General features: G+C 38.7%; 29 protein-coding genes and 1 riboswitch. Of the genes, 7 read left to right on the forward strand and 22 right to left on the reverse strand.

Annotated features, from left to right (window positions below; all coding sequences use genetic code 11):
- Window positions 1-785: 785 nt before the first annotated feature.
- Window positions 786-1,499, forward strand: a complete 714-nt coding sequence (locus tag KI375_RS25850) for a hypothetical protein (RefSeq protein ID WP_212976250.1) — start codon at window positions 786-788, stop codon at window positions 1,497-1,499.
- 271 nt (window positions 1,500-1,770) lie between these two features.
- Here KI375_RS25850 and KI375_RS25855 read toward each other — a convergent pair whose 3' ends face one another.
- The 6 genes from KI375_RS25855 to groES all read right to left on the reverse strand — a co-directional run bounded on the left by KI375_RS25855 (window position 1,771) and on the right by groES (window position 5,721).
- Entirely contained in the window at window positions 1,771-1,986 is a 216-nt protein-coding gene (locus KI375_RS25855) for a hypothetical protein (RefSeq protein WP_212976251.1), read from the reverse strand.
- 159 nt (window positions 1,987-2,145) lie between these two features.
- Window positions 2,146-2,316 carry a phage holin gene (locus tag KI375_RS27735; protein ID WP_280528688.1) on the reverse strand — a complete coding sequence of 57 codons (171 nt, stop codon included), beginning with the start codon at window positions 2,314-2,316 and terminating at the stop codon, window positions 2,146-2,148.
- A gap of 274 nt (window positions 2,317-2,590) precedes the next feature.
- Window positions 2,591-2,701, reverse strand: a complete 111-nt coding sequence (locus tag KI375_RS27740; RefSeq protein WP_212976282.1) for an anti-repressor SinI family protein — start codon at window positions 2,699-2,701, stop codon at window positions 2,591-2,593.
- Window positions 2,702-2,732: 31 nt separating this feature from the next.
- A riboswitch (cyclic di-GMP riboswitch) is annotated at window positions 2,733-2,816 on the reverse strand.
- 402 nt (window positions 2,817-3,218) lie between these two features.
- Complete coding sequence (locus KI375_RS25870; RefSeq protein ID WP_212976252.1) at window positions 3,219-3,482, reverse strand: hypothetical protein; 264 nt, start codon at window positions 3,480-3,482, stop codon at window positions 3,219-3,221.
- A gap of 286 nt (window positions 3,483-3,768) precedes the next feature.
- A complete protein-coding gene (groL, locus tag KI375_RS25875) occupies window positions 3,769-5,403 on the reverse strand; it encodes a chaperonin GroEL (protein ID WP_207453252.1) in 1,635 nt (544 codons plus the stop codon).
- Window positions 5,404-5,436: 33 nt separating this feature from the next.
- Window positions 5,437-5,721: a co-chaperone GroES gene (gene groES / locus KI375_RS25880; RefSeq protein ID WP_057994068.1), complete on the reverse strand. Its 285-nt coding sequence runs from the start codon at window positions 5,719-5,721 to the stop codon at window positions 5,437-5,439.
- Window positions 5,722-6,127: 406 nt separating this feature from the next.
- Here groES and KI375_RS25885 point away from each other — a divergent pair, with 406 nt between their 5' ends.
- Entirely contained in the window at window positions 6,128-6,865 is a 738-nt protein-coding gene (locus tag KI375_RS25885; RefSeq protein WP_212976253.1) for a CPBP family intramembrane glutamic endopeptidase, read from the forward strand.
- Complete coding sequence (locus tag KI375_RS25890; RefSeq protein ID WP_212976254.1) at window positions 6,862-7,059, forward strand: YdiK family protein; 198 nt, start codon at window positions 6,862-6,864, stop codon at window positions 7,057-7,059. The genes KI375_RS25885 and KI375_RS25890 overlap by 4 nt, the downstream gene beginning before the upstream one ends.
- Before the next feature lie 36 nt (window positions 7,060-7,095).
- On the opposite strand, the gene tatC is transcribed toward KI375_RS25890, so the two are convergent.
- The 3 genes from tatC to KI375_RS25905 are packed head-to-tail and all read right to left on the reverse strand — an operon-like array spanning window position 7,096 to window position 8,768.
- Entirely contained in the window at window positions 7,096-7,845 is a 750-nt protein-coding gene (gene tatC, locus KI375_RS25895; RefSeq protein WP_212976283.1) for a twin-arginine translocase subunit TatC, read from the reverse strand.
- A 17-nt stretch (window positions 7,846-7,862) separates the two neighbouring features.
- Window positions 7,863-8,036, reverse strand: coding sequence for a twin-arginine translocase TatA/TatE family subunit (locus tag KI375_RS25900; protein WP_207453258.1), 174 nt, complete (start codon window positions 8,034-8,036; stop codon window positions 7,863-7,865).
- A 51-nt stretch (window positions 8,037-8,087) separates the two neighbouring features.
- Window positions 8,088-8,768: a redox-sensing transcriptional repressor Rex gene (locus tag KI375_RS25905; RefSeq protein WP_212976255.1), complete on the reverse strand. Its 681-nt coding sequence runs from the start codon at window positions 8,766-8,768 to the stop codon at window positions 8,088-8,090.
- Window positions 8,769-9,105: 337 nt separating this feature from the next.
- Here KI375_RS25905 and KI375_RS25910 point away from each other — a divergent pair, with 337 nt between their 5' ends.
- Window positions 9,106-11,031, forward strand: coding sequence for an ABC-F family ATP-binding cassette domain-containing protein (locus KI375_RS25910; protein ID WP_212976256.1), 1,926 nt, complete (start codon window positions 9,106-9,108; stop codon window positions 11,029-11,031).
- A 430-nt stretch (window positions 11,032-11,461) separates the two neighbouring features.
- Here KI375_RS25910 and KI375_RS25915 read toward each other — a convergent pair whose 3' ends face one another.
- From KI375_RS25915 to KI375_RS25940, 6 genes are all read right to left on the reverse strand, one after another.
- Window positions 11,462-12,727 carry a glycosyltransferase family A protein gene (locus KI375_RS25915; protein ID WP_244853090.1) on the reverse strand — a complete coding sequence of 422 codons (1,266 nt, stop codon included), beginning with the start codon at window positions 12,725-12,727 and terminating at the stop codon, window positions 11,462-11,464.
- A gap of 24 nt (window positions 12,728-12,751) precedes the next feature.
- Window positions 12,752-13,207 carry a dTDP-4-dehydrorhamnose 3,5-epimerase family protein gene (locus tag KI375_RS25920; protein ID WP_212976257.1) on the reverse strand — a complete coding sequence of 152 codons (456 nt, stop codon included), beginning with the start codon at window positions 13,205-13,207 and terminating at the stop codon, window positions 12,752-12,754.
- Window positions 13,200-14,054 (reverse strand): dTDP-4-dehydrorhamnose reductase, encoded by an 855-nt coding sequence (gene rfbD, locus KI375_RS25925; RefSeq protein ID WP_212976258.1) that lies wholly within the window; start codon window positions 14,052-14,054, stop codon window positions 13,200-13,202. The genes KI375_RS25920 and rfbD overlap by 8 nt, the downstream gene beginning before the upstream one ends.
- The gene (rfbB, locus tag KI375_RS25930; protein ID WP_212976259.1) at window positions 14,051-15,022 is read right to left on the reverse strand and encodes a dTDP-glucose 4,6-dehydratase; all 972 of its coding nucleotides are present in this window, start codon (window positions 15,020-15,022) and stop codon (window positions 14,051-14,053) included. The genes rfbD and rfbB overlap by 4 nt, the downstream gene beginning before the upstream one ends.
- A complete protein-coding gene (locus KI375_RS25935; RefSeq protein WP_212976260.1) occupies window positions 15,019-15,756 on the reverse strand; it encodes a sugar phosphate nucleotidyltransferase in 738 nt (245 codons plus the stop codon). The genes rfbB and KI375_RS25935 overlap by 4 nt, the downstream gene beginning before the upstream one ends.
- A gap of 72 nt (window positions 15,757-15,828) precedes the next feature.
- Window positions 15,829-16,041 (reverse strand): hypothetical protein, encoded by a 213-nt coding sequence (locus KI375_RS25940; RefSeq protein ID WP_212976261.1) that lies wholly within the window; start codon window positions 16,039-16,041, stop codon window positions 15,829-15,831.
- A 291-nt stretch (window positions 16,042-16,332) separates the two neighbouring features.
- On the opposite strand from KI375_RS25940, the gene KI375_RS25945 reads away from it, so the two are divergent.
- The 3 genes from KI375_RS25945 (at window position 16,333) to KI375_RS25955 (ending at window position 18,680) form a co-directional block, all read left to right on the forward strand.
- Window positions 16,333-16,557 carry a hypothetical protein gene (locus tag KI375_RS25945; protein ID WP_212976262.1) on the forward strand — a complete coding sequence of 75 codons (225 nt, stop codon included), beginning with the start codon at window positions 16,333-16,335 and terminating at the stop codon, window positions 16,555-16,557.
- 3 nt (window positions 16,558-16,560) lie between these two features.
- Window positions 16,561-17,529, forward strand: coding sequence for a CgeB family protein (locus KI375_RS25950; protein WP_212976263.1), 969 nt, complete (start codon window positions 16,561-16,563; stop codon window positions 17,527-17,529).
- A 194-nt stretch (window positions 17,530-17,723) separates the two neighbouring features.
- On the forward strand, window positions 17,724-18,680 hold the full coding sequence (locus KI375_RS25955) for a nuclease-related domain-containing protein (protein ID WP_244853092.1): 957 nt from the start codon (window positions 17,724-17,726) through the stop codon (window positions 18,678-18,680).
- Window positions 18,681-18,835: 155 nt separating this feature from the next.
- Here KI375_RS25955 and pseI read toward each other — a convergent pair whose 3' ends face one another.
- From pseI to KI375_RS25990, 7 genes are all read right to left on the reverse strand, one after another.
- Window positions 18,836-19,888 (reverse strand): pseudaminic acid synthase, encoded by a 1,053-nt coding sequence (pseI, locus tag KI375_RS25960; protein WP_212976264.1) that lies wholly within the window; start codon window positions 19,886-19,888, stop codon window positions 18,836-18,838.
- On the reverse strand, window positions 19,885-20,439 hold the full coding sequence (pseH, locus tag KI375_RS25965; protein ID WP_212976265.1) for a UDP-4-amino-4,6-dideoxy-N-acetyl-beta-L-altrosamine N-acetyltransferase: 555 nt from the start codon (window positions 20,437-20,439) through the stop codon (window positions 19,885-19,887). The genes pseI and pseH overlap by 4 nt, the downstream gene beginning before the upstream one ends.
- On the reverse strand, window positions 20,436-21,521 hold the full coding sequence (gene pseG, locus KI375_RS25970) for a UDP-2,4-diacetamido-2,4,6-trideoxy-beta-L-altropyranose hydrolase (RefSeq protein WP_212976266.1): 1,086 nt from the start codon (window positions 21,519-21,521) through the stop codon (window positions 20,436-20,438). The genes pseH and pseG overlap by 4 nt, the downstream gene beginning before the upstream one ends.
- 17 nt (window positions 21,522-21,538) lie before the next feature.
- On the reverse strand, window positions 21,539-22,264 hold the full coding sequence (locus KI375_RS25975) for a cytidylyltransferase domain-containing protein (RefSeq protein WP_212976267.1): 726 nt from the start codon (window positions 22,262-22,264) through the stop codon (window positions 21,539-21,541).
- Window position 22,265: 1 nt separating this feature from the next.
- Window positions 22,266-23,453, reverse strand: coding sequence for a UDP-4-amino-4,6-dideoxy-N-acetyl-beta-L-altrosamine transaminase (pseC, locus tag KI375_RS25980; RefSeq protein ID WP_212976268.1), 1,188 nt, complete (start codon window positions 23,451-23,453; stop codon window positions 22,266-22,268).
- Window positions 23,450-24,397 (reverse strand): dTDP-glucose 4,6-dehydratase, encoded by a 948-nt coding sequence (locus KI375_RS25985; RefSeq protein ID WP_212976269.1) that lies wholly within the window; start codon window positions 24,395-24,397, stop codon window positions 23,450-23,452. The genes pseC and KI375_RS25985 overlap by 4 nt, the downstream gene beginning before the upstream one ends.
- Before the next feature lie 287 nt (window positions 24,398-24,684).
- Window positions 24,685-25,689, reverse strand: coding sequence for an SDR family NAD(P)-dependent oxidoreductase (locus KI375_RS25990; RefSeq protein ID WP_212976270.1), 1,005 nt, complete (start codon window positions 25,687-25,689; stop codon window positions 24,685-24,687).
- Between the last annotated feature and the right edge of the window lie 2 nt (window positions 25,690-25,691).

A 25,691-nucleotide genomic window follows, 5' to 3' on the forward strand; every position in this document is an offset into this window, starting at 1 on the left:
CTCTCTCCATGTAGAATAGATAGTCACTTTCTATCATAAGAGAGATTGATAAAATTGGAAATCAGTGGCTCATTTTTATGTGATCGAACCATTTAAAAGTGGCTCAATTTTAGATTATCAAATACAATTGTTAAACCAAATTGTAAATTTTCCTTCTTGCTAGTTGGCAATGACATCATCCCCTCTTATTTTTACTGCCTATATAGTATAGGGATAGTATGAGACGTCTCGTAAGTGAACATTTTGTGAACAAAGTTTCTCCTTAAATGGCTGAGCGTTTTAATACAAGGGCTTTTTTCTTTTTAAAGTTAAAACTATTTTATAAAAAGTGAAACGCATTTTAATTTATTGGCGTCTATAATAATAGAATTTTCTTAAAGGAGTATTAATTAATCTAAATTCAAAAATAAAAAAAGCCTCTTTATGAATAAACGTGCAACTTTTTTCACTAATTATTTTACCAATCGTTGTGATATTGCTATTCACTATAGGATTGGACTTCAATCCTTTTATAATAGTACCAATATCATAGTCCTAGCTACTATTGGAATTATTCTTGCACTCAATACGAAAAAACATTTACTCTAGTATCTTTAACTTTAATAATACTACACTCTGTAACTCTTACTTATCTGTCCGTATTTTTAGTAACATTATTCTTTTTCGTTGCAAGAGTTCATGACAGTTAGCATTTATTAATTAGACAATTTTTTAGGAGGTGAGAAAGATGTAGTGATTTGAGATGTTAGAGATTTATTATCCAAAAAATAAGGGGGAATTTAAAATTGAATAAGAGAATGTATTTGATATTTTTTAGCTTTCTTTTAATGTTACCATTTACCTTTCCAGTTATTAATGCAAATGCGGAAGAGACTGCTGAGGGTATTACTTTAGAAGAAGCTTCTAAAGTTTTAACCGTAGAGGACGAAGAATTATATAAATCTATGACTGATGAAGAAAGAAGTGAAAGGGAAATTTCTATAGCTGAAAATTATGATGAAGGTTCTATTTTATCTGAGGAAGATACTATTTTTTTATTAAATCAAGCCAAAAATTTGAAAAATAATCCCGATATTGAATTGTTTGCTGGCAAAAGTTCTAAGGCTGTTTCAAAGACTTTAAGTAAATTTGGAACTAAAGTGACATTAAAAGGAACTATGTATCAAAATATAGTAATTGGTGCTGGAACATCTACTTTTAGAGGGAATTTAACGTTAACTAGAAATTCAGGATCTTTAAAAAAAGTGGCTTTAGCAACACATCATTCAGCTTATGGAGTTGTTGGGTGGAATGGTAAATTTCCAACTGTAGGACGAGTTTATAAAGGTAGTGTTAGTATGTCCAAAACTAGTAGTTTAAGCTCAACTAAAATGGATAAGACCAAAAAATATACATCTGTATTACCTTCATACACTACTATGTATAGCCAAGCAACTGTAACTACTTCTAAGGGAGACCAGTACACCGTTACATCTCCTTCATGGAGTAGAATACAATGACTAATTTATTGATTACTTTTGGTATCTTGGCACTTCTCATTGGTGGAATTATAGCAGTGATATTTTTCGTAGTTAAACGGACTAAAAAATAATCCAAAAAAAATGACAAATAAACAAATAAATGCGATATGCTCGACTATGTCAGTCGGGCTTTATTCATTACCCACGCAATTTCTTAAGTAACTGCGTATTCTGTGTTGGAGTTCCACTATAATTATTAATTGATGCAACAAGCATTTTTCTAAAAGGTACACCGTTCTTAGTAGCCATATTACTTTACCTCCTTGATCTCATCGGCTTTAAAACCTTGGGTAACACGGCCAAGGTCATTTTTAAATCCGACAAAGTGGATTCCATCTTCAATTTTTGTAATCTCGCCTTTAAAATTGCTTGTTTCCATGATGGTAAGAGAATAGCTTTCTATAAACTTGTCGATTTTGGTTTTGGTAGCATCTGCAATCTGTACTTTTTGACCTAATATAAACATTTATAATTCCGCCTTTTTAATATGAAAAAGATATCCTAAGGAAAGGACTCTTCAAATACTTTTTATCGTTTCGTGGTTTGATGTATCTTAACTCCTGTTTGCTGTCGCTAAATTCTTTAACTGTGGGGTCCGTAATTGTATTAAATACACTAATAACGATCAATCCAAGGAGACAGCTTCTACGACCAATTCCCATAAAGTGCCCCATGTGGTTAGGTCCTCAAAAGATAGTCCTACATAGGCTAAAAGTGGAGTTAACACAGCTAAGACAAGTTGCGCAATAAACACAGGGTTATTAAATCTTGCTTTCCAGTTAATTTCATGATTCAATTCCGCTTATCACAATACCCACTAACCCACCGAGTACAGCGGTTATAATTGCCGTGTTGATGGCTCCAACTTTGCTCCTTATCCATTGGGTATCGTTGCGGATTTCCTTTAGCATGTCTCGCAGATAGCTAATCTCGCTATCTTGCAATTTGTCATTGTTCTTTAATGCCGCCACGGCGTTTTTATTTGCCCCTGATCTTGCTTTAAATCATTTATGTCCTGTTGCTCCTGATTTTCCACACGTTCATATCTTCAACCCAAAGAAAAAGAGCCCCTAAGGACTCTCTTTGATAAACTCTCTAATTTCTTCAGCTGTAATTCCTGATTCTAATGCTTTTTTAATGAGTTCGACCCATTCTTTGTCTAAATCGCTTCGACCATCTATAACCCCTAAACCTCCCTAAAATAAGACTATTTTAGGCAGCCCAGCCATCATAGCGTTACGCCTTAGACCTGTAGCTTTGCGTCCCAATCTTTAGAGTGGTTTGCCTTTTTGCTAATTCCCTATAGACCCATATCAATAGTACCAGAAATTAGTTATATATTGTTTAGTAATCATTCTAAAAACTTTCGACATTATTCGCAATGCTACAAGTTCCCCAAATAAAAATCACCTCGTGTGAGATGCTTAATAGCTATTTTTTCTTTTTGCTTTTTTCACGAATTATTTTATTATCAAGCTCCTTGACATTAGACAGCGTTATATAATCTCCATTTTTATTAAGAATAACTCTGTTTTCTCTTGTTACTTTACGAATTTCCCAGTACTCTTTTTTATCTTCATAAAGTTTAACTTCGTATTTTGGATAAGCCTTCAACAAAATTAAAAGAAAGTGAGCGACTATAAAAATGACAATAATAAATATCTGACATATCACAGTTAGGACTATAGATAAAATAATCTAGTATACGAGATCAGATTCATCCTTACTCTCAATTAACTGTTCAAAAGTTGTCATTACAACTAAGATAGCATTTAAAATAAAAGCCGAAACACCCAATGTTATCCTATCTTTTCCACGATACGTTAAGCATTTTTCAATATCGCTTTTCGTTATAAAATCGTATATCCAATGACTAGAATAGTAAACAAGAGCACAAATAGAAATTACTCCGGAAGCTTTCAACAAATTGTCGCTATTAATTACTTCACTAAAAATATTCAAATATACCACCTTCTGCTTCCTTATATTGGAAGGAGATGATGATATTTAAGAATAACGCATAAGTTAGAGTGTAATTCTATTATTCAGTAGGTGCTTCCCATTAAAATCATGTTTACAATCTACAAAAAAAAGGATGCCTCCGGCAAGATGTCAAATCTCTTCGGAAACACCCTTAAAAAATCAGCTTTAAACAATCTCAATAAAAATGTTTTTTGTTAGTTTTTTGGAAAATAACTAACTTGAACGGGGTGAAACTATTGATAAATCAACGCTTATGGGCGTTTTATCACATCATTCCGCCCATTCCACCCATGCCGCCCATGTCAGGCATTGCTGGAGCACCGCCGCCTTCTTCTGGTTTGTCGGCTACAACAGCTTCAGTTGTAAGGAGCATGGATGCTACGGAAGCTGCGTTTTGAAGGGCATAACGTGTTACTTTAGTTGGGTCTACGATACCGGCGTCGATCATGTTGACCCATTCGTTTGTCGCTGCGTTGAAGCCAATGCCTGCTTCTTCTCTCTTGAGTCGTTCTACAACTACAGAACCTTCTAGACCAGCGTTATGAGCGATTTGACGAACTGGTTCCTCTAGGGAACGAAGTACGATTTTCACGCCTGTGTCTACATCGCCTTCTTCTTGAAGGGATTCTACTTTATGGTAGACGTTGACTAGAGCTGTACCACCACCGGATACGATCCCTTCTTCAACTGCCGCACGAGTCGCATTCAAAGCATCTTCAATACGAAGTTTGCGCTCTTTCAATTCAGTTTCAGTCGCAGCACCAACTTTGATTAGGGCTACACCACCAGCAAGTTTTGCTAGGCGCTCTTGTAGTTTTTCTTTATCGAAGTCAGAAGTTGTTTCATCGATTTGTGCACGAATTTGGTTAACGCGTGCTCCAATTTCCGCTGAATCGCCATTTCCTTCTACGATTGTTGTGCTTTCTTTTGTAACGACAACTTTAGAAGCACGTCCAAGTGAATCAACTGTAGCTGATTTTAGATCAAGTCCAAGATCTTCTGTAATCACTTGACCACCAGTTAAGATGGAGATATCTTCTAACATTGCTTTACGACGGTCACCAAAGCCAGGAGCCTTCACTGCTACAACGTTGAATGTACCACGAATTTTGTTCAATACAAGTGTTGCAAGAGCTTCACCTTCTACATCCTCTGCAATCATCAATAGAGGCTTACCTTGTTGTACAACTTGCTCAAGAACTGGAAGGATTTCTTGGATATTGGCAATCTTTTTGTCTGTAATTAGAATGTATGGATCCTCTAAAATGGCTTCCATTTTATCAGAATCTGTTACCATATATGGAGATGCATAGCCACGATCGAATTCCATTCCTTCTACAACATCAAGCTCTGTTGCAAAACCTTTGGATTCTTCGATTGTGATAACACCGTCTTTTCCAACTCGCTCCATTGATTCAGCGATGAGTTGGCCAACTTCTTCATCACCAGAAGAAACAGACGCAACTTGTGCAATTGAGTCTTTATCTTCGATTTGCTTAGAAATTGCACGTAGCTCTTCAATTGCTGCAGCAACTGCTTTTTCGATTCCTTTTTTCACGCCAACAGGGTTCGCACCCGCAGCAACGTTCTTCAATCCTTCACGAATCATTGCTTGGGCAAGTACTGTAGCGGTTGTTGTTCCATCCCCTGCTACATCATTCGTTTTGCTTGCTACTTCAGAGACTAGTTTTGCCCCCATATTTTCGAATGCATCTTCTAGTTCGATTTCTTTTGCAATGGTCACACCATCATTTGTAATAAGTGGAGAACCAAATTTTTTCTCAAGAACAACATTACGTCCTTTTGGTCCCAATGTTACTTTTACAGCATCTGCTAGTTGGTCAACACCACGAAGCAGCGCACGACGTGCATCTTCTGAAAATTTCATTTCTTTTGCCATAATCGAATAACCTCCCTAAAAGTTTAATATAACTTAACCAACGATTGCTAATATGTCAGATTCACGTAGAATCAAGTATTCTGTTCCTTGGTATTTCACTTCTGTTCCAGCATATTTAGAGAAAATAATGCGATCACCTTCAGAGACTTCAAGAGCAACTTGCTCACCGCTGTCTAGTACTCGACCAGAACCAACCGCAACAATTTTCCCTTCTTGTGGCTTTTCCTTTGCTGTTTCCGGAAGGACGATACCGCTTGCAGTTTTTTCTTCCGACTCTACTAGTTCAATAATAACGCGATCACCTAATGGTTTTAACAAGTGAAACAACCTCCTTAAATAAGTATGTAGATTATTATATTTTTTATTAGCACTCTACCTTATCGAGTGCTAACACAGTTATTATCATAATGAATTCATAACTATTTTGCAAGCCCTAAGCTTTCTTTTTTGAAAAAATCTTTCTTCAGCTCTCTCCATAATTTTTCAAGAGCTGCCAGCAATGGATTTCCTATCTTTTCCATTCTTTCGACGGTAATTCTTCCAACCCACAAAAGTCATTTAAATTGAATGGCTCAGTGTTTATTAGTAAAATATAAGTTACGTCTTTATAGGCCCGATCATCGCTTTCTCGCATAAGGGATGTCATTGGGGAGTAATGATAGTAAAAGGGGGTTAAAGAACCCACCTGTTTTTATTTGACTCATGATAAGAAGGGACTTTTTATATGAATAAAAAATATTTATATATCGTGATTGCTTTCTTGGCAATGCACTTATCTGCCTTTATTGGCGTTCCTTTACTGTTCTTTTTAGGCGTCTTAGCCTTTGACGTTCCTCAAGATACAATGCTTATGTGGTCTACAAGCATTTGGACAGTTCTAAGTTTTATATTAGGATTAATCGTCATTTTACTTATTCTAAGAAAAACTGAGCCTTACACGAACATAGAGAAGGATACACCTCTTCCATTAAACCTTTCTATTCTTTGGGGAATCGCTGGAGTTTTTATTGCCTTAATTGCGCAAATTGCTGCAGCTGGACTTGAATATCTTATCGGAATTGATCCTGGTTCAGAGAATACAGAACAGATTATGGACATGATTGAGATGATGCCGATGGTGATTATCGCAAGTTCTCTAATTGGACCTATTCTGGAGGAAATTGTTTTTCGAAAAGTCATTTTTGGCGTGTTATATAATCGATTTCCTTTTTGGGCAGCAGCTCTTATCAGTTCACTCGCCTTTGCGATCGCCCATATGGAACCGACACATTTAATTTTATATGCAGCAATGGGCTTTACCTTTTCATTCTTATATGTCAAAACAAAAAGAATTGTTGTCCCGATTATCTCGCATATGCTGATGAATACACTGGTGACGATCAATGCGTTTTTTCTTAATCCGGAAGACCTAAGGCAGGTTCCCGAACAAGTGCAGGCGTGGATTGGAGGGATCTTTTTATGAGGTCACCGTTTTTCTCTGGTTTGATCTATATCGCATTAGGCATTACCTTTACGATTTTTGCCATCCAACAGGTGATCAGTAATGATTGGGGCTTTTTCGTTTATGTTCTTCTAATTTTCGCGACACTTGACTTTGGAGCCGGCTTCCGGTTAATCAAACTACATTTTCGTATTAAACATAATAGTAAAAAATGAAGAGGATCAAAGGCTTGACTATAAAGCCTTTGATCCTTATTCTTCTTGCTCTACTATTTGCTTGGCTTTTTGTGCTTTTCTATAACCGATTTTGGAAATCCAGACACTTATTTCATAAAGAATAAGTAAAGGTACGGTTACCATCATATGAGAGAGGAGATCTGGTGGTGTAATAAAAGCAGCAATTACCAACAAGACAAAATAGGCATATTTACGAATTTTAGATAAGTACTGAGGGGTGATAATCCCTAGTCTTGTTAAAAATAAAATCACCACTGGCAATTGAAAGAGTATGCCAAATGGGAGGGTAATTTGAAATAGGAATTGAAAGTATTCATTAATTCCAATCGTGGTTTCAATCCCCATATTTCCAGAAAGTTTGAACATAAACTGAATGACAAACGGAAATAAGACAAAATAAGAAAAGGAAATCCCTGCTAAAAATAATAGAACAGATGCCGGAATATAGCTTAATGTGACCCTTCTTTCTTTCATTAATAGTCCAGGACTAATAAATGCCCATAGCTGATATAAAATGACAGGCGAAGTAAGAAGGATCCCAATCAAAAAGGTCATTTGCATATACACCTTAAAAGGATCTGTTGGTTTAAAGGCATTCATCACTAATTCTTGCACAGCACTTGCATCCTGCAGGAAACGGATGAGCGGCTGTGAAAGAAAGAAACCAATGAGTGAAGCCAATACGAAGAAAACGACGATAATCATCAGCCGTTTTCTTAATTCCTCTATATGCTCGAGAATGCTCATGTTATCATTCTGATTCATCACAATTTTTCATCCCATCAACGGTCGGCGTCTTTCTTGTCCTTGTCGTCATCTTCTGCGAGTCCCTTTGTTGCATTTTTAAATTCACGCAACGTACTACCTGCTGCCTTTCCAAGCTCTGGTAATTTTTTCGGGCCAAATATTAAGACTGCAACAAATGCGATGATGAGTATACTTCCCCATCCCACCATAATTGCGCCCACCTCCTTTTATATTACTCATTTTAGCTGATTTGACGAGAATTATCTATCCTCTGACTCTATTTCTTGTGAATTTTCCGTGTCAGGGGTGGGATAATTTTTCAAAAAGTAAATAAGTGACTGCAATTCTACAGCAAGATCAATATGATGAACTCGGATAGATGGAGGAACTGTTAATCGAGCTGGAGTAAAATTCAAAATTCCCTTTACATTGGTTTTGATCAATCGATCTGTCACTTGCTGAGCTACTTGAGAAGGCAATGTTAAAATAATGGCACTTACCGCTTCTTTATTTAAGTGTTCTTCAAGCTCGGCTAAGTCATATATTGGTACATCACTAATGGTTGTACCAATTTTTTCAGGGTCGACCTCAAAGGCCATGGCGATTTTGGTATTATTATTTTTTAAAAAGTTATAATTCAAAAAGGCTGTACCAAGATTCCCTACACCGACTAAAGCTACTTTTGTTAGCTCGTCCTGATCTAGGGTTTTCGCAAAGAAATTTAATAAATAATTCACATTGTAACCATACCCCTTTTTTCCAAGGGCACCAAAATAGGAAAAGTCACGGCGAATGGTGGCGGAATCCACCTTCACAGCTTCACTTAATTGCGCAGAGGAAACCCGTTGCTTTCCTGACGCATGTAAATTTTTAATAAAACGATAATAAAGAGGCAAACGTTTTGCCGTTGCCTGGGGAATTTTCATTGATTCTACGTTCATCGTTCACCCTCCTTAATTTAAGCATTGTCAACCATTCAAAAGGATGTATCTAACCAAACTTTATCTTCTATATCGTGTGCTGAGTTTTCCTGTTTGTCTAAGCAAACCTCTATTCATAGCTTAATTCGTCGACGATATCGGACTGCAAGTTCGCTATGCGTGTATCTATTTCATCAACTTGTTCATTTTTTCACGCAGTAACCTCTCCTATTATCATACACTATTTTCTTCAAGCTGTCTTTTTCTAATTCTCCTGGCCTTCTGCTAGCATACTGAACGAGCAAAGATTGCTCCCGCCCTGTTCCTTATTGTAAACTGTTCATAGGAGTGAATAATGATGATGTTATTGCAATTACAACAAATTACAAAGCATTTCGGTGCGGAATGCATATTATCGGATATAAAGTTAGAAGTGAAATCACGCGATCGTGTTGCACTTGTAGGGCGTAATGGTGCAGGAAAGTCGACTCTTTTAAAAATTATTGCAGGTCAACTTTCTTATGATTCTGGACAAATTGTTCGTCCAAAAGGCGTTACAATCGGCTATTTAGCACAAAACACGGGACTAGAATCCAGTCAGGTCATTTGGGATGAAATGCTAACGGTGTTTGCTGAAGTTCGAAAAATGGAAAAGGAAATCCGCCAATTAGAATTAAAGATGGCAGACCCTGCCCATTACGAAAACCCCCAGCTCGCTGATTCGCTTTTCCAAGAATATGACCGTTTGCAGGAAAAATTTAAAACAGCTGGCGGCTATCAATATGAAGCAGATATTCGCTCTGTTTTACACGGCATGCGCTATTATGAAGCGGATTATCAAACAAAGATCTCTACATTAAGCGGTGGACAAAAGACAAGATTAGCTTTAGCAAAGCTTTTGCTAATGAAACCAGATATTTTAATTTTGGACGAGCCAACCAACCATTTGGATATCGAGACCTTATCTTGGCTCGAACAATATTTGCAAGGCTATGAAGGGGCAATATTAATTGTTTCCCATGACCGTTATTTTCTTGATAAAGTCGTTGACCAGGTGTATGAATTATCCAGACATGAAATGATCAAATACCATGGGAATTATAGTCAATATCTAACAAAGAAAGCAGAAATCTATGAACGTGATTTGAAACATTTTGAAAAACAACAAGACGAGATTGCTAAAATGCAGGATTTTATCCAACGAAATTTAGCAAGAGCCTCGACAACGAAAAGGGCGCAAAGCCGGCGTAAGCAATTAGAAAAAATGCAGGTCCTCGATCGTCCTAGTGGCGGGGAACAGTCCGCTACTTTCCATTTTGATATTGAGCGACCAAGCGGCAATGATGTGATAAAAATAAATGAAGCGACAATTGGCTATAATGAACAGCCTTTAGCGAAAAACATTCATTTTCATATGAATCGGCAAGATAGTATTGCGTTAGTTGGACCAAATGGCGTTGGCAAATCGACCTTGCTTAAAACACTTATTCGAAAACTGCCGCTTCTTTCAGGTCAAATTGATTATGGCACCAATGTGCTCATTGGTTATTATGATCAGGAACAAGCGGAATTATCGTCCAATAAGACAGTTTTGCAAGAATTATGGGATCATTATCCGTTAAAAGAGGAAAAAGAACTTCGCACAGTGCTCGGAAACTTCCTGTTCAGTGGGGATGATGTGCAAAAGATTGTTTCTAGTTTAAGTGGAGGAGAAAAAGCTCGCCTTGCCCTTGCCATTCTTATGTTAGAAAAGGCAAATGTGCTGATATTGGACGAGCCAACCAATCATTTGGATTTAGATAGCAAAGAAGTATTGGAAAATGCGCTTGTGGATTACCCAGGTACTTTGCTGTTTGTCTCCCATGACCGTTATTTTATCAACCGAATTGCAACAAAAGTGATTGAGTTATCCACAGAGGAGACAACCGAGTATTTAGGTGACTATGATTATTATGTGGATAAAAAACAAGAAATGAAAGAATTAGCGGAATTAGCAGAACAACAACAAGCCGAGCCAAAGGTTCAATCAAACAAACGCTCTTTTCAAGAAGAAAAGGAATTGAAAAAGCTTGAAAGACAGAGAAAACGCAGACTCGAGGAATTGGAACAGCAATTGCATGACAAAGAAGAAAAAGTGGCAGAGCTTGAAGAACAATTATGTCTGCCTGATGTATTCGAAGATCATGAGCAAGTCCTATCTATTAATACTGAAAGTGAAAAATTAAAACAAGAGATTGAACAACTATTAGAAGAGTGGACAGAACTTGCGGAACAATTGGAATAGAGGCTGTCCAATAAGTATTCAGCAACGAAAAAGGAAGCGAGAAATTAAATATCCCTCCTTCTTTTTTAACCGCTAAGAAAATCTCCAAAAACGGCGACACGCCTGCGGGAATAGCATCAGCTTCAGCCCCCACGAAGCGAGGAGGCTGAAGCTACCCCTGAGGCAAGGGAGCCTTTTTGGAGATTTTCGATTTTGGGGACAGCCTCTTTGTTGTTGCTGATTTAACACTATAATAATTATCCACAACTTTATTCACATTATCAACAAGAGTATAAAAGGCTTCATTAAACTTTTGCACATTATCCACAGATATCGTTATAGTTATCCACAAAACTAATATATTCCTAGTTTTACAAGCTTTTATTTAAAGGGAAGTTTAGTTATCCACATTTTTCATCCACAATCCTTCGTAAATTATCGCAATAGTTACTCACAGATATCCACTTACAATAGGTGGGCCAATTTTCCATTTCTTTATTTTATTACTCGGAATCGCAATTGGGTCATGATCAAGCTTCAATCTTTGTAATACTTTTTTATCGATCGGCAAGAGAACGCATTCGCTCATTAACCAATACTGAGTGTAATTTTTATATACTTTGTTTTCCAATAATGGCTCTGAAAAATGACTATCCACATTAGGACCGATTGGGACTTCTCTTAACCTCTCTCCTTCTATTTGAATAATTTCTTGACGATTAAAACGATTTTTCATTAAAAGCAGTGGATTGGTAATTCTTCTCCTTTGCTTCTGTTCCAAATAAAAAACGTCTCCATCTTTATCTTGAAAGAGGCGATATGGAGGAAGTGAAGAGGCCTTATCAAACGGTATTCCTTCTTCATATCGATAAAGCAATGGATCAGGAATATTGACAATCTTATTCGGATCATATTTATAGAAGGAAAACATCGCTGGGTTAATTAACCTTCTTTGTCCATTATTTAGTAAATAGACTTTCTCGCTCGTCCCCTTCACTAAAATCCCGTTAGGAAGTGCAGCCGGAAGATGCCGAAATAAGGATTGGACTGATTGGGATGTTTTATAGGTAATATCTAATACTTTAGAGAGAGGATGAAACGATTGGAAGGTGTTCAATCGTTTCCAGAATACCGCATCTCCCCTGCACCAATGTTGGGGATCATCATCCCAATAGCTGCCAAATTGCTCCCAAACTTGCTGAAGAATTTCCCGCCTGTGCATGACGGAGCAATGATCAACTTTATCAGCCGCCTGAACAAGGATCACATTGGCTTCCCTTGTATATTCCTTCAGACAAACCATCTGTTCATTCACGACTTTTACTTGTTGAGCTGAATATACAATATCAATGCCAGCATTTTTTTCTAAATAGGCGACCATTTCTTCAAGACGATCTGGTGCGTAAACCGTATCATCTGTTAGGTATGTGAGATACCTTCCTTTTGAAAGGGGAATCGCCTTGTTAATCATCGTCGCATACCTTGTCGACTGATGCCGCTCCTTATCCTCAATCTCACTATTTCGATATTGGATCCGCGGATCTTCTAGATGGCGCTCGATCGTTTGAACCGTTTCAGCATTCGAATGATCGTCCATAATCCATAATTCCCAATCTGGCATGGTTTGCTTTAGCACACTCTCAATCGCCTTTTCAAGCAATTTTGGCTTATTATAGCTTGTTAAAATGACCGATACCTTCGTTTCTATAAAAGACACCCCCTTACAGCAGAAAAGTTTGGCTTAACGATTTTCAGTTTCCCACTGAAAACCAATCTCAGGATCATCCCAGGAAATTCTTTTTTCATCTGGGTTGTGGCGATTATAGGATTCAGTTGTAAAATAAATGATGGTCGCAGGTTTTTGCCCAAGAACTCGATATCCATGTGCAACGCCCTTCGGAATAAGAAGCAGAATCGGATTATCCTCCCCCATGTAAAATACATTGGTTTTCCCCATTGTACTTGAATCTTTACGCAAATCATAAAGTACGACTTGTGCATGACCGGCTGGGAAAAACCAAAGATCATCTTGCTTTTCATGGTAATGAAAGGCCTTAATAACGCCTGGATAGCTCATCGACCAAGACGCTTGACCAAACCGTTCTAAAATATGCTCATCATCGCGCACCAATTCAGCAAAAAAGCCACGATCATCATGATGCTTCACAATCCTTTTTATAATCACGTCATCAATCATATTTTCCATCCTTCCTTTCCAGAAATTCTTCAAGTGCGACTTGCCAATGTCTTATGGTGATCCCTTCATTTTCAATTGATTCCTTGCTTAAAACAGAAAATGCGGGTCTTTGCGCGATTGTGCCATATTCTTCAGTCGAGATTGGTTTTACAAACTCTTCCTGATAACCCGCTAGTTTTAATATCGCTTGAGCAAATTCAAACCAGCTACAGACCCCCTGATTCGAGATATGATAGATGCCATAGGGCTTGCCGATCAATTGTTGAATGGCAGTGGCCAAATCCTTCGTATAGGTAGGAGACCCTATTTGGTCCTCAACTACGTAAAATGTCTGTTCATTTTCCGCTAAACGAAGCATTGTTTTGACGAAGTTTTTTCCGTTTTCTCCATATACCCATGAGGTGCGGACAATATAAAATTCCTTTACAAGCTGTTGTACAAAACGTTCTCCAAGTAATTTACTCGCCCCGTAGATCGATAAAGGATCTGGTGCATCAGCGCTGGTATAGGGTTGCCGCTTCTCCCCACTAAAAATAAAGTCTGTGCTAATATACATCATCGCAGCGCCCACATTCTTTGCTGCTTTAGCCATGTAATACGTTCCAAAGCTGTTGACGTTAAAAGCTGTTTTCCAATTCGTTTCACACTCATCTACTGCTGTATATGCGGCTGTATGGATGATTAAATCAGGCTCTATTCCCTTTATCACTTCATTGACTTTTGCTTCATCCGTGATATCTAGCTCCGCTTTACTATATGGAAATAGTTCAACATATGGATCGTCAGAAAATATCTCAACGAGATCTGTCCCCAATTGTCCTTTCGCTCCTGTGATTAATATTTTCATTGAGTATCACGCTTGTTTTTCTGGAGCCTTTCCACATACCATTGGACAGTACGTTTTAATCCCTCTGTAAAATCCACCTGCGGCTGCCAATTCAATTCTTTTTTGATTTTTCCATAATCGATAGAATAACGACGATCATGACCTAATCGATCTTCGACAAAGGTAATTAAATTTGGGTCTGCCCCAAGATAGTCGATAATCTTTTCGACAACGGCTAGATTGGTCTGTTCTTCATCCCCGCCAATATTATAGACAGATCCTATTTGTCCCTTTTCAAGAACCGCATGGATCGCTCGACAATGGTCTTCCACAAATAACCAATCGCGAATTTGCCCCCCATCGCCATAGACCGGAATTTTCTCACCCGCTAAAGCAGACGTAATCACTTTTGGGATAAATTTTTCTACATGTTGAAGAGGGCCATAATTATTACTGCAGCGTGTGATCATCACAGGGATATTGAAGGTATTGTAATAGGCGTGGACAAGTAAATCAGCTGCTGCCTTGCTTGCGGAGTATGGGTTATTCGGTGAAAGTGGGGTCGTTTCGGTAAAAGCAGGCTCCGTTTTCTGCAAACTTCCGTATACTTCATCTGTGGAAATTTGGATCATCTTTTTAGCTTTTCCCTCTCGTACAGCTTCCAAAAGATGGAGCGTCCCTTTTATATTCGTATCAATAAACGGGAGTGCTGACTGAATGCTGCGATCCACATGAGATTCAGCCGCAAAATGGATAATCGCCTCATAGGTTTGATCAAAGATTTTTTCAGCCTGCTTTGGATCCGTCAAATCACATTGAATGAAGCGATATTGTGGATGATCAGGGAAGGCGTATTGCATAAATGGATGGCTGGCATAGGTAAGTGCATCGACATTGGTGACGGTATAATCCGTTTGCTCCATTAAATAATGGATAAAATTTGCGCCAATAAATCCCGCTCCCCCTGTAACAAGTAACGCTTTTTTCATGAACCTTCCCTTCTCTCTATTTGTTCATAGATAAGTTGATTAGCAAGAAAGAGAGAGCCATGAGTCCCTGCATCTACCCACCAACCTGACAAACGATCATACTGTAAAACAGAATCTTTGATATAGACATTATTTACGTCAGTAATCTCTAACTCTCCCCGAGCTGAGGGTGATAGTTCTTGGATATACTTGAAGACTTTTGGATCATACATATAAATACCAGTGACGATATCGTTGGAGATAAAGGTCTTCGGTTTTTCAATAATCGACGTAATACATCGGTCCTCCTCATTCAACTTGGCAGCCCCGAATCTCTGGGGATCTTCTACCTCTTTAATTAAGACCCTTGCGCCACTCTTCTGTTTTTGAAAAGCCTGAATGAACGGAAGCAATGAATCTTCGAATATATTATCTCCTAAAAGCAAAATAAACTTATCCCCATCTACAAAATCCTCGGCATGTGCAAGACCAGCAGAAATACCTGATGCTGTTGGTTGGATTGCATAATGCAGGAAAACACCTAATTCAGTCCCATCCGCTAATAGCTTTTGAAATGAATCCATATACTCTTCATGAGTGATCAGGAGAATCTCGTCTATGCCTGCTTCTTTTAATTTCATGATGGACCAGTAAATCATAGGATAGGGACCAACAGGTAAAAGATGCTTATTGGTTATCTTTGTTATCGGCTGCAACCGCGAACCTGTTCCACCAGCTAATATAACTCCTTTCACAAAAACACATCCTTTCCTCCTATGTTGACAAAGCTCCGGAATCCGGAGCCTCTGTCAACATATAATATCCTTTTAAAATGTTCCGACGCTTTGTATCTGACTGATGGGTACATACATTGTGCCGTCTGTATTAGGGTCTTCAAATGCAACCATATCTGTTCCCACCTGAGCAATCTGCAAATTTTGTAGTTTTTCGCCTCCAACTAAGCGGATAACGGGAATGGGTTGACCAGATTGTGAAATACTAATTAACTGTTGTTGGAACGAGGATCTAAAAACAGCCATAAAATAGCCTCCCTTCTCTTTCTTTATTACGATATTAATAAAAATTAAAATAGTGTAGACAACCGTTTACTCTATAAAAAAATGAGAATTTGACTTATTCTTTTTGTCTATGTATATACCAATTTTTATAGTAAAAATGTGGATTTTCGTTATTTTTAGGGGGGTGTCTTAACGATTCTCCCTTTTTGTCATAATGTATCATGAAGCAGTACAAAAAGGCTTTGTATAGTTATCTATCAAAATGGATAGGTGGAAACAAAGCCTTAAATTATATAAATTGAGGTGAAAAAAATGAACTTTGCAGATTATATTTTCAGGCGTTTAATTCCTGGAACCACGATCACGGTGACAATGGATTCTGGCAATATTATTGGTCCAGCTATTTTCACTAACTATAATCCAACTACTGGTATCGCAGTATTAGAAGAAGAAGGATCAATGTCTCCTCCCACAAATATGATTATTAATATAGGTTCGAGTAAAGTGGAATCTATTATCTATGATGTATCGGGATAATCAATGAACGTGCTATATGTTTCATCTGGATATCCGATGATCTACCAATATTTAGATAGAAATATCGAAAAAACACTTCGTAAGATTTACGATACATGTATTCCCTATCAACCTGGAGAATCTCTTCAGCGTTTACAGGCGATTTTACATGATCATGATCGTCGTCCGCATTGGGCCTTGATTCTTCTTGGAGATCATTTCCCGAAGCAAGCGAGTGACCTGCTGAGGAAATACGGAGTAAAGCAAGCCATTTGGTTAACAGAGGATCCTTATTATATGAATAAAACACTGCAAAATATTCACCTTTACGATTACGTCTTCACAATTGATTCAGGTGCGTATAAAGCCTATCTTACCGCTGGTTTCCCATATGTTTATCATCTTCCATTAGGGACAGATCCTGCCATTTTTACAAGACAGAAGGTAGAGTTCTCCTATCAAAGTGATGTGTTGCTTGTAGGCTATCCCTACCCTTCTCGCGTTCAATTGGTAGAGTTTCTCTTAAAAAATGGGACATTCCCTATTACGGTCATTGGAAAACAGTGGCATAATCAGTTAGCAAAAAAGTTTAGGAGAGATGATCAACTCACTATTTATGATCAATGGATGGAACCGGAGATGGTAGCGAAATTTTACAATGGGGCGAAAATCGTATTAAATCCGCATCGTCAGGTGCATTTCTCCTATAAAAGAGACGTTATAAATGAGACCATTAACAATCGGACATTCGATATTGCCGCCTGCGGAGCTTTTCAACTAATAGAAGATTTGCCTGGATTACGATCTACTTTTTCAGAAGACGAAATAATCGCCTATCAAGATCCGTCCGATTGCCTAGCAAAGATTTACTTTTACTTGGAAAAGGAAGAATTACGTGAAAAAATTGCGAACCATGCACAAAAAAAGGTATATCTTGCACATACCTTTGAACATAGAATAGACATGATGAAAGATATTATAGAGCTGCCTTAGAGGGTGGCTTTTTTTCTTTCTTGCTGAGGAGCTGCCGAATAAGATCGATCGGTTATTCTCGCGCTTCTCCTTGTAAATTATTGAACGATCGGTGGAGCTTACTAAATAGAGAACTTTTACAATGAGTGGCCTACTATTTCCTCAATAGTTATGCTAGGATAGTAGTAATCCAATGGAGGTGTTGTATCATTAATGTGAAATTCCCTTCTGAATCACTGGTTTTACAAGCTTTACAGTCTACTTTACATCGATTATCTCCACATCATCCCCAGTATCCACTCATTTTGCAAAAACTTCGTTCCAAAGAAGCTGGTATTGCTGGTGAAAAAAGAGTGCAGGACATTTTCCGCAAAACGATCTTCCCTATTGAAAACCGCGTTTTCCATGATTTATCTCTCCAGACAAGTACTACTTTTCAAATGGATAGTATTTTTCTCACAGAGGCATTTGCCACCATATTCGAGGTGAAGAATATTGCTGGAAACCTATCCTTTAAAGAGCATCCGCCTCAATTAATTCGTGAAAAGGCAACAGGAGAAATAGATAGTTTTGAAAGCCCTGCTAGTCAAGTAACCCGGTATGTGGAGTTATTTCAGGAGTGGCTTGAGCAGCGGGATATACAACTCCCAATCTTTGGCGTTGTCGTCCTTGCTTATCCAAAGCAAATTGTGAAGGAGCCACCCAAAACATGTAAGGTTATTTTTCCAAATTTGATCCCCTCGTATATTAAGAGTATTAAACCTTTTCCTCATAAAATCGATTTACACACTTTAGATGCATTAGCCACCGACTTATTAAGCAGTCATAAAGAGTATATCCCCAAGCCGATTTGTGAAAGTTACTCCATTCCAAAGGAAGATATCCAGCCAGGTGTAAGGTGCCTAGCGTGCGGATTTATCGGTATGTTGAAAATCCCACGATCTTGGCACTGTCCTCATTGCCTAACAAATGATGCCTCTGCTCATATCTCAACCGTCAAAGATTGGTTCTTAATAATAGGGAGAAACATGAGCAACCGTGAGTGTCGAGCGTTTTTACAACTAGAAGAGGATCGATATTCGGCCATGCGTCTTTTAAAATCTATGAACCTTCCAAGCTCTGGCACCTTTCGAGACCGTACCTATCAATATAACTTTTTCAATTCAATTTAAGCTGCTATTTTTGCCTATCCGCTCGTAATTTTGCCTATCCGCTCGTAATTTTGCCTATCCGCTCGTAATTTTGCCTATCCGCTCGTAATTTTGCCTATCCGCTCGTAATTTTGCCTATCCGCTCGTAAAAGGCTGCCCGCCGGGCGGGCAGCCTTTTACATAAATAAATCCCAACTAAGTGGCGTTCCTGCTGATGCATCTTTGCTAATTTTCTTGCCTAAGAGAAGATCGATGTATTTGGGGGATAAGCCTGCTCCCGGTCGGATCGCTCGCAGGTTCTCTTTTGTGAATGTATCTCCCGCTTTCATGTCTTGGGTAATATAGAGAGATCTACGAAATTGCCTTGATTTCTCCTCGTCTTCGGTTGGACCGTACTGGATCTTTCCGATCGCCTGCCATGCTCGTTTCGTCTCGACAACAAGGGTCCGGAATTCCTCAGGCTCCAGAGAAAAGGCGGAATCCACGCCCCCTTCCGCACGTGATAATGTAAAATGCTTTTCAATCACAGTCGCTCCCATTGCAACACTGGCAACGGCGACTCCACTTCCTAATGTATGGTCTGATAAACCGACTTCACAACCAAAGAGTTCCCTCATATGAGGAATTGTGGCAATATTTGAGTTGGTTGGTTCTGCTGGATAGGTGCTCGTGCATTTTAACAGAATTAAATCTTTACAGCCTGCGTCCCGCGCAGTCTGAACCGCTTCACCCAATTCCGCGATCGAGGCCATTCCCGTCGAAATAATTAACGGTTTTCCAGTAGCAGCCACTTTCCGGATCAAGGGAAGATCATTATTTTCGAAAGAAGCAATCTTGTAACAAGGAACAGCTAGTGTTTCCAGAAAGTCGACCGCCGTTTCATCAAAAGGTGTGCTAAAAGGAATCATCCCTAATTTCTTACATTGATCAAAGATCGGTTGATGCCATTCCCATGGTGTATAGGCTTCTCCATATAATTCATATAGCGTTTTTCCGGCCCACATATTCTCTTTATCAGCAACAAAAAAATCCCCTGCGCGGATGTCTAATGTCATCGTATCAGGTGTATATGTTTGGATTTTTAATCCATGTGCACCTGCCTTTGCGGCTGCTTCCACAATCGCAAGTGCACGATCGAGCGATTGGTTATGATTGCCTGACATCTCTGCGATTATAAATGGCGGTTGCCTGCTGCCAATCTTCATTTCATTCAATACAATCTCACTCATATGATCCTTCCTTCTATTTGTTTTAAAATATCAACTCGCTTCTCATTCCAATCTTTCGGAAATAACGACATGAGGATAACATCAACCGATTGGTTTTCTTTCAGGATATGTCCTTTTAAGTTTCCTTCTACTTGAAAGCCTAGTTTTTTATGATAATGAACACTTTTTGCATTGATGGATAGAACTTCGGCGCAAAGCTTTCGAACAGATAACTGTTGAAAAATATACTCAATCGCTAAATATCCCATAAGCTTTCCGATACCTCTTGGGGCCTGAGGCTCTCCAATATAAAAACCCCATTCTGCTCGCTTATTTTGTTCATCTAAACTTATTTGCACAACACCCATCGGCTGGTCATCAAAATAAAAAACTTTCACTTGTTTCGTATGATCAGCTTGAATGCCTGCAAACCACTTATGATGCTGTTCGAATGTGATCTCCTCATCCTGGTACATAACGGAGCGTACAAAGAATTGATTCCGCCAAGCTAAAACTAATTCTAACTGAGAGGGGTTCATTTCTTTTAATGAGGACCGTTTGATAAGATTCATTTTAACGCCTCCAAAATCGCCGCGCGAACAGGGTAGGTTCGAACTCGTTCTTTATCCATAAATCGAAGGGATTTTTTAGACATTTCCTGAATAATATGCGGATGTTTACGTAGATTTTCTAAGGTCTTTTTCAAAGTGATTTCTATTGTATGGGGATGATTTCCTAAACTGATCGTGAGTCCTTCTCTTTCAATATTCTTCGTGAGTTCCAGCTGATTATCGGCCGTGACAGCGGTTAGGGAAGGCAATCCAAGAAAAATCCGCTCCCATGTCGTTGCCCCTCCCGCTCCGATGGCAAGATCCGCTTGCTTCATCAGTTGTGCCATATAATCAATCTGGCAATAATACACATACCCTTCCTCTTCACTACATTTCTTTTTAATTTGGTTTCTTTGGGGATTAGAGCTTCCGACAACGACATGGATGTGACAATTTTGAAATGAGATCTTTTGCAGGATATCTACCGTTTTTAATGTTAAATGCTGAGGATCCGAGCCCCCGAAAAAGACAAGTATGTTTTTTATATCGCCTTTTCTGATCTGAATATTATTTGCCATCTCGATAAATTCTTCTCTTAATAGTAGGTAATCAGTTCCCAATAATTGCTTGCAGCTTTCTGAGACTAATCCTTTATAACGCCCTGGATGATTTTGAATGTTTTGATCAAGTAAGATGTCACAATCATGCCTTCGATCTGCTAAATCATCAATCACCATTAAGTGTTTAACATTCTTTTTCATTCTCTGTTCCCAGTTTGTATCTAATCCATAATGGTCGACTATAAGAAGGTCAATCGATCGCGATCCCAGTCTTTCGAACACTTCACTAAAATCCCTCGGCCAATTTTCTCGATACCAGTCATACTCACTTTGATGTGTAGATAGATCGATAGAACTTAATTTCTCCACTTGGATATCCTGATCTTGAATATACGAAATTAAGTTACCGCTCAATTCCCGACAAATAAAGGTAATCTGAACATGATCGGAGATGGCTTGCAGTTGTTTCGCTAAAGTTAAACAACGCATCACATGGCCGGTTCCAATTTGTTCAGACGCATCGACTCGAAAAATAATATTCATCCATTTCACAACCTCATTTATTTTTGTTTAATATGACGATTGATTTCTCGCCACTCCGGGTTCATCTGAATGAGGGTAAGCACATCTTCCATTGTGTAATCTGGTTGGTGGGGATAGAACGACTCAATGATCTTTCTTATAAGCTTAAAATCCTCCCATGTGTCTACGGTCCAGCGATGCTCACTTTGATCTTGGCTATTTTCCACATTCAAAAGCTTAAACTGCCTAGGATGCTGGTATAGAAAACGCGTGACATGCTCCCGATCACCTTTTTGCTTCGCCAGTTGATGACATTTTGTTAATGCCTCATAGGAAAACACTTCAATATCCATCCCTCTTGGAAAAGTCCGTTTGAGCACATTGGACACATAATCATAATGATTTAGCTCCGCACAATACCTTTGAATCACTTGATCAATTATATGTGGATCAATCAGTGGACAATCAGAGGTTAGTCGAATAACGACATCTGCTTGATAATAAGAGGCCGCTGCAAAATAGCGAGATAGCACATCTTCTTCAGACCCTCTAAACACCGGAACACCGAGTTTATCACATAGTTTTACAATTGCCTGATCCTGATCTTTCGTCGTCGTGGCCACAACATAACCATCCAGCTCATTCGCCTTTGCAATTCTTTCAAGTTGATATTCTAGTAATGACCTATTTAAAACTTTCTTGAGCACCTTTCCCGGTAGCCGTGTCGATCCCATTCTCGCTTGAATAATAGCTACTTTTCTCATTTTATCTCCTCTTATATCTTTGAATCGTTCTATTTACAGCCGCGATCACGTCTTGCACATCTTCATGGGTCATCGCTGGATACAATGGGACCGTGATAAACTCTTCATATACCTTTTCTGCGACAGGACAAAATCCTTGTGGAAACCCAAGTTCCTGATAATAAGGAAATAAATAAATCGGGATATAGTGAACGTTCACACCAATATTTTGTTCCGTCAATTCAGTAAAAATCGTTTTACGATCAACGCGTACTGCATCAGAATTGATGCGGAGAACAAATAAATGCCAACTCGATTGTCCATCGGCCTGTTGAAATGGAAGAATCAGCTCCTTATAATCCTTCCATGCATCCTGGTAGATAGCAGCAATTTCACGTCTCCTAGAAATAAATCTATCCAGTTTGTTTAACTGGCTATTTCCTAAGGCCGCTTGGATATCGGTTATGCGATAATTAAAGCCTAGAGTTTGCATTTCGTAATACCAAGGCCCGTGATCTACCTGCATTTTCCCGCGATCGCGCGTGATACCATGGGAGCGAAATTGACATAACTTTTCATAATACTCCTTATGATTAGTTGTAATCATGCCGCCTTCCCCTGTTGTAATATGCTTGACAGGATGAAAGCTAAACATGGTCATATCACTTATCGAACCAATTCTCTTGCCTTTATACATACTTCCTAATGCATGCGCCGCATCTTCAATTACAACTAGGTCATTTTCTTTAGCAATTGCCATGATTTCATCCAATAAAGCAGGCTGGCCGGTAAAATCTACCGGGATAATCGCCTTTGTCTTGCCTGTGATCTTCTTCTTTATTTCTTTCGGATCGATATTGTATGTTCGTTCATCAATATCAGCAAAAACAGGCTTTCCACCTTGATAAAGGATACAATTAGCACTGGCCGCAAAGGTTAAAGGGGTGGTAATAACTTCATCTCCTGATTGAATCCCCGCTGCATAGCATGCTGCATGTAAGGCTGCTGTACCATTTGAGAAAGCAACAGCATATTTTGCTCCAACATATTCCGCAATTCTCTTTTCAAACCGCTCGATTTCCGGCCCAGTGGTTAAATAATCACTTTTTAAAATATTGATAACAGCCTCAATATCATCCTCATCGATACTTTGTTTACCATATGGTAATAAGGACTGACGAATAGGTCGCATTTCCGATGAGTGACTCATGATTCCCCATACTCCTTTATCCACTGACTTGTTCTTTTGATTCCTTCTTCTAAGGAAACTTTAGGTTTCCACTTTAAAAGTTTTTTAGCTTTTTCATAGTTACAAAGCAATTTAGAGATTTCACTTTGGGGATGAATATGTTCCACATGCTGAATTTGTGCTGGATTTTTTGCGATCAGCAAAGCTAAATCATTAATCGCTATATCGCGTCCCGTTCCAGCGTTAATAATTTCGCCATTAGCCTGTGAGGAATACCCTGCTGTTACAACAAAGTCGGCACAATCCTCCACATATAATAGATCCCTCGTTTGCGTTCCATCTCCATAAATCTTTAGAGGACTTCTATCCAACTGATTATGAATAAAGATCGCTACGACTCCTCCTTCTCCACCAGTTTTTTGAAAAGGACCATAAGTATTAAAGGGACGAACAACGACAACAGGCAAATTATACGCATAGTAATACGACAGAACCATATTTTCAGCCGCTATTTTTGCACCTGCATAAGGAGAAGCTGGTTTGATTGGATCTAACTCGGTAATTCCATTTGCGTTAGAAGCTTGGTCATAGACCATACATGTACTCATAAAAACAAGCTTTGTTTTGTATTCCTTACACAATTCTAGTAAATGAAAAGTTCCAATTGTATCATTCTCGAACGTTGTCCTTGGCTCATCAATACTATCTTGGACATTGATACTCGCAGCTAAGTGGTAACAAATATCAAAATCCGTCTTCCTAAATAACTCCTTCAGTATCCCCTTATCTTTAATATCCCCCTCTGTAAATCCTTTGAAATGATCAGAGTAGATAAATTCTTCTATATTGGTTGTACTAGAATTAGCTAAATTATCGATCACCCATACATCATGCTGATCTTCTAATAATTTTCTTGTCACCCATCTCCCAATAAACCCTGTACCACCTGTCACTAAAATATTCATCCTCTCGGCTCCTTTCATAGGATGTTCAAAAGTCCGGTAAAAATGACGCTACGAGATACATGATCCTCGACTAAGTACCGACACGTCCTGTGTGGAATGAGGAATCTCGTTGGCTTGTTTCTCCGAGAAAACCACTTTTCCTTCGTGTGATGCGAATTCGTTGAAGCTTTCCTTTTGCTCATGTATAACTTTCAACGTACACGACGTAATAGTGTCGGCGTTGCTGACGGAACATCAGCGACTTTAGCCGACTTGGTCCTTTTTATCCCCTCTTTTGAACCACACTTTCAGATTAATTCTTCCTGTAAAATCAATCTTCTAAGTTCCTCGATCACAATTGGTTTTGGATCACCAGATTGATAGTTTCCGGGTTTTGCCCTTTTTCCATTTTTATATTGTGGTAGTGGCTTGAATGGGGAAGGGATAATAAACATATTCGGCAGTTCAATCGCATGAAGAGATTCATCATACGTCATTAACTCTTCAAATTGCTTTTCACCTGGCCGTAAGCCAATTTCTTTGAGCTTGATCTCCTTTTGCGGGATCGCATACTTATTCGCCACTTCCTCCTTCAATACTTGCACAAGATCCCCCAATAAGATGACGGGCATTTTTAAAATAAAGGTCTCCCCACCTTTTGCTACTTTCATTGCTTCGATTGTAAGAGTTGTAGCTTGGTCCAAGGTCATCATAAACCGACTCATCCTTTGATCTGTCACCGTCATTTCCCGATTCTCAAGGATTTGTTTTTTAAATAATGGAATCACTGAACCTCTTGATCCCATTACATTTCCGAAACGCACACTAGCGAAAATCGTTTTACCCGACCCTTTTGAATACTCGGCAGATGTGATCAATTTTTCTGCGGTTAGTTTTGTCGCTCCATAATTATTTGTTGGAGAAATGGCTTTATCTGTACTTGTAAAAATCACCCTTTTCACCTTTTGCGCAAGCGCTGCTTTGATCACATTGTAGGTGCCAATGATATTCGTGAGAACCGCTTCAAATGGATTATATTCACAGAAGGATACATGCTTCATCGCTGCAGTATGGAAGACGTAATCAATCTCCTCCATCGCACTCTCTACACGATCATAGCTTCGTACATCCCCAATCAAAAAGCGAAGCCTGGTATCGCCAGCAAACTGATTTTGCATAAGAAATTGTTTCTGTTCATCCCTACTGAAGATCCGGATAACTTGCGGGTCTTCTTGAAGGATTTTTTTCAATAGACTTTGACCAATTGTGCCTGTTCCACCAATAATTAACACTTTCTTTCCTCGGAAAAACATTC

This window comes from Bacillus sp. J14TS2, from assembly GCF_018333015.1.
Classification (GTDB): Bacteria; Bacillota; Bacilli; order Bacillales; family Bacillaceae_C; genus Lederbergia.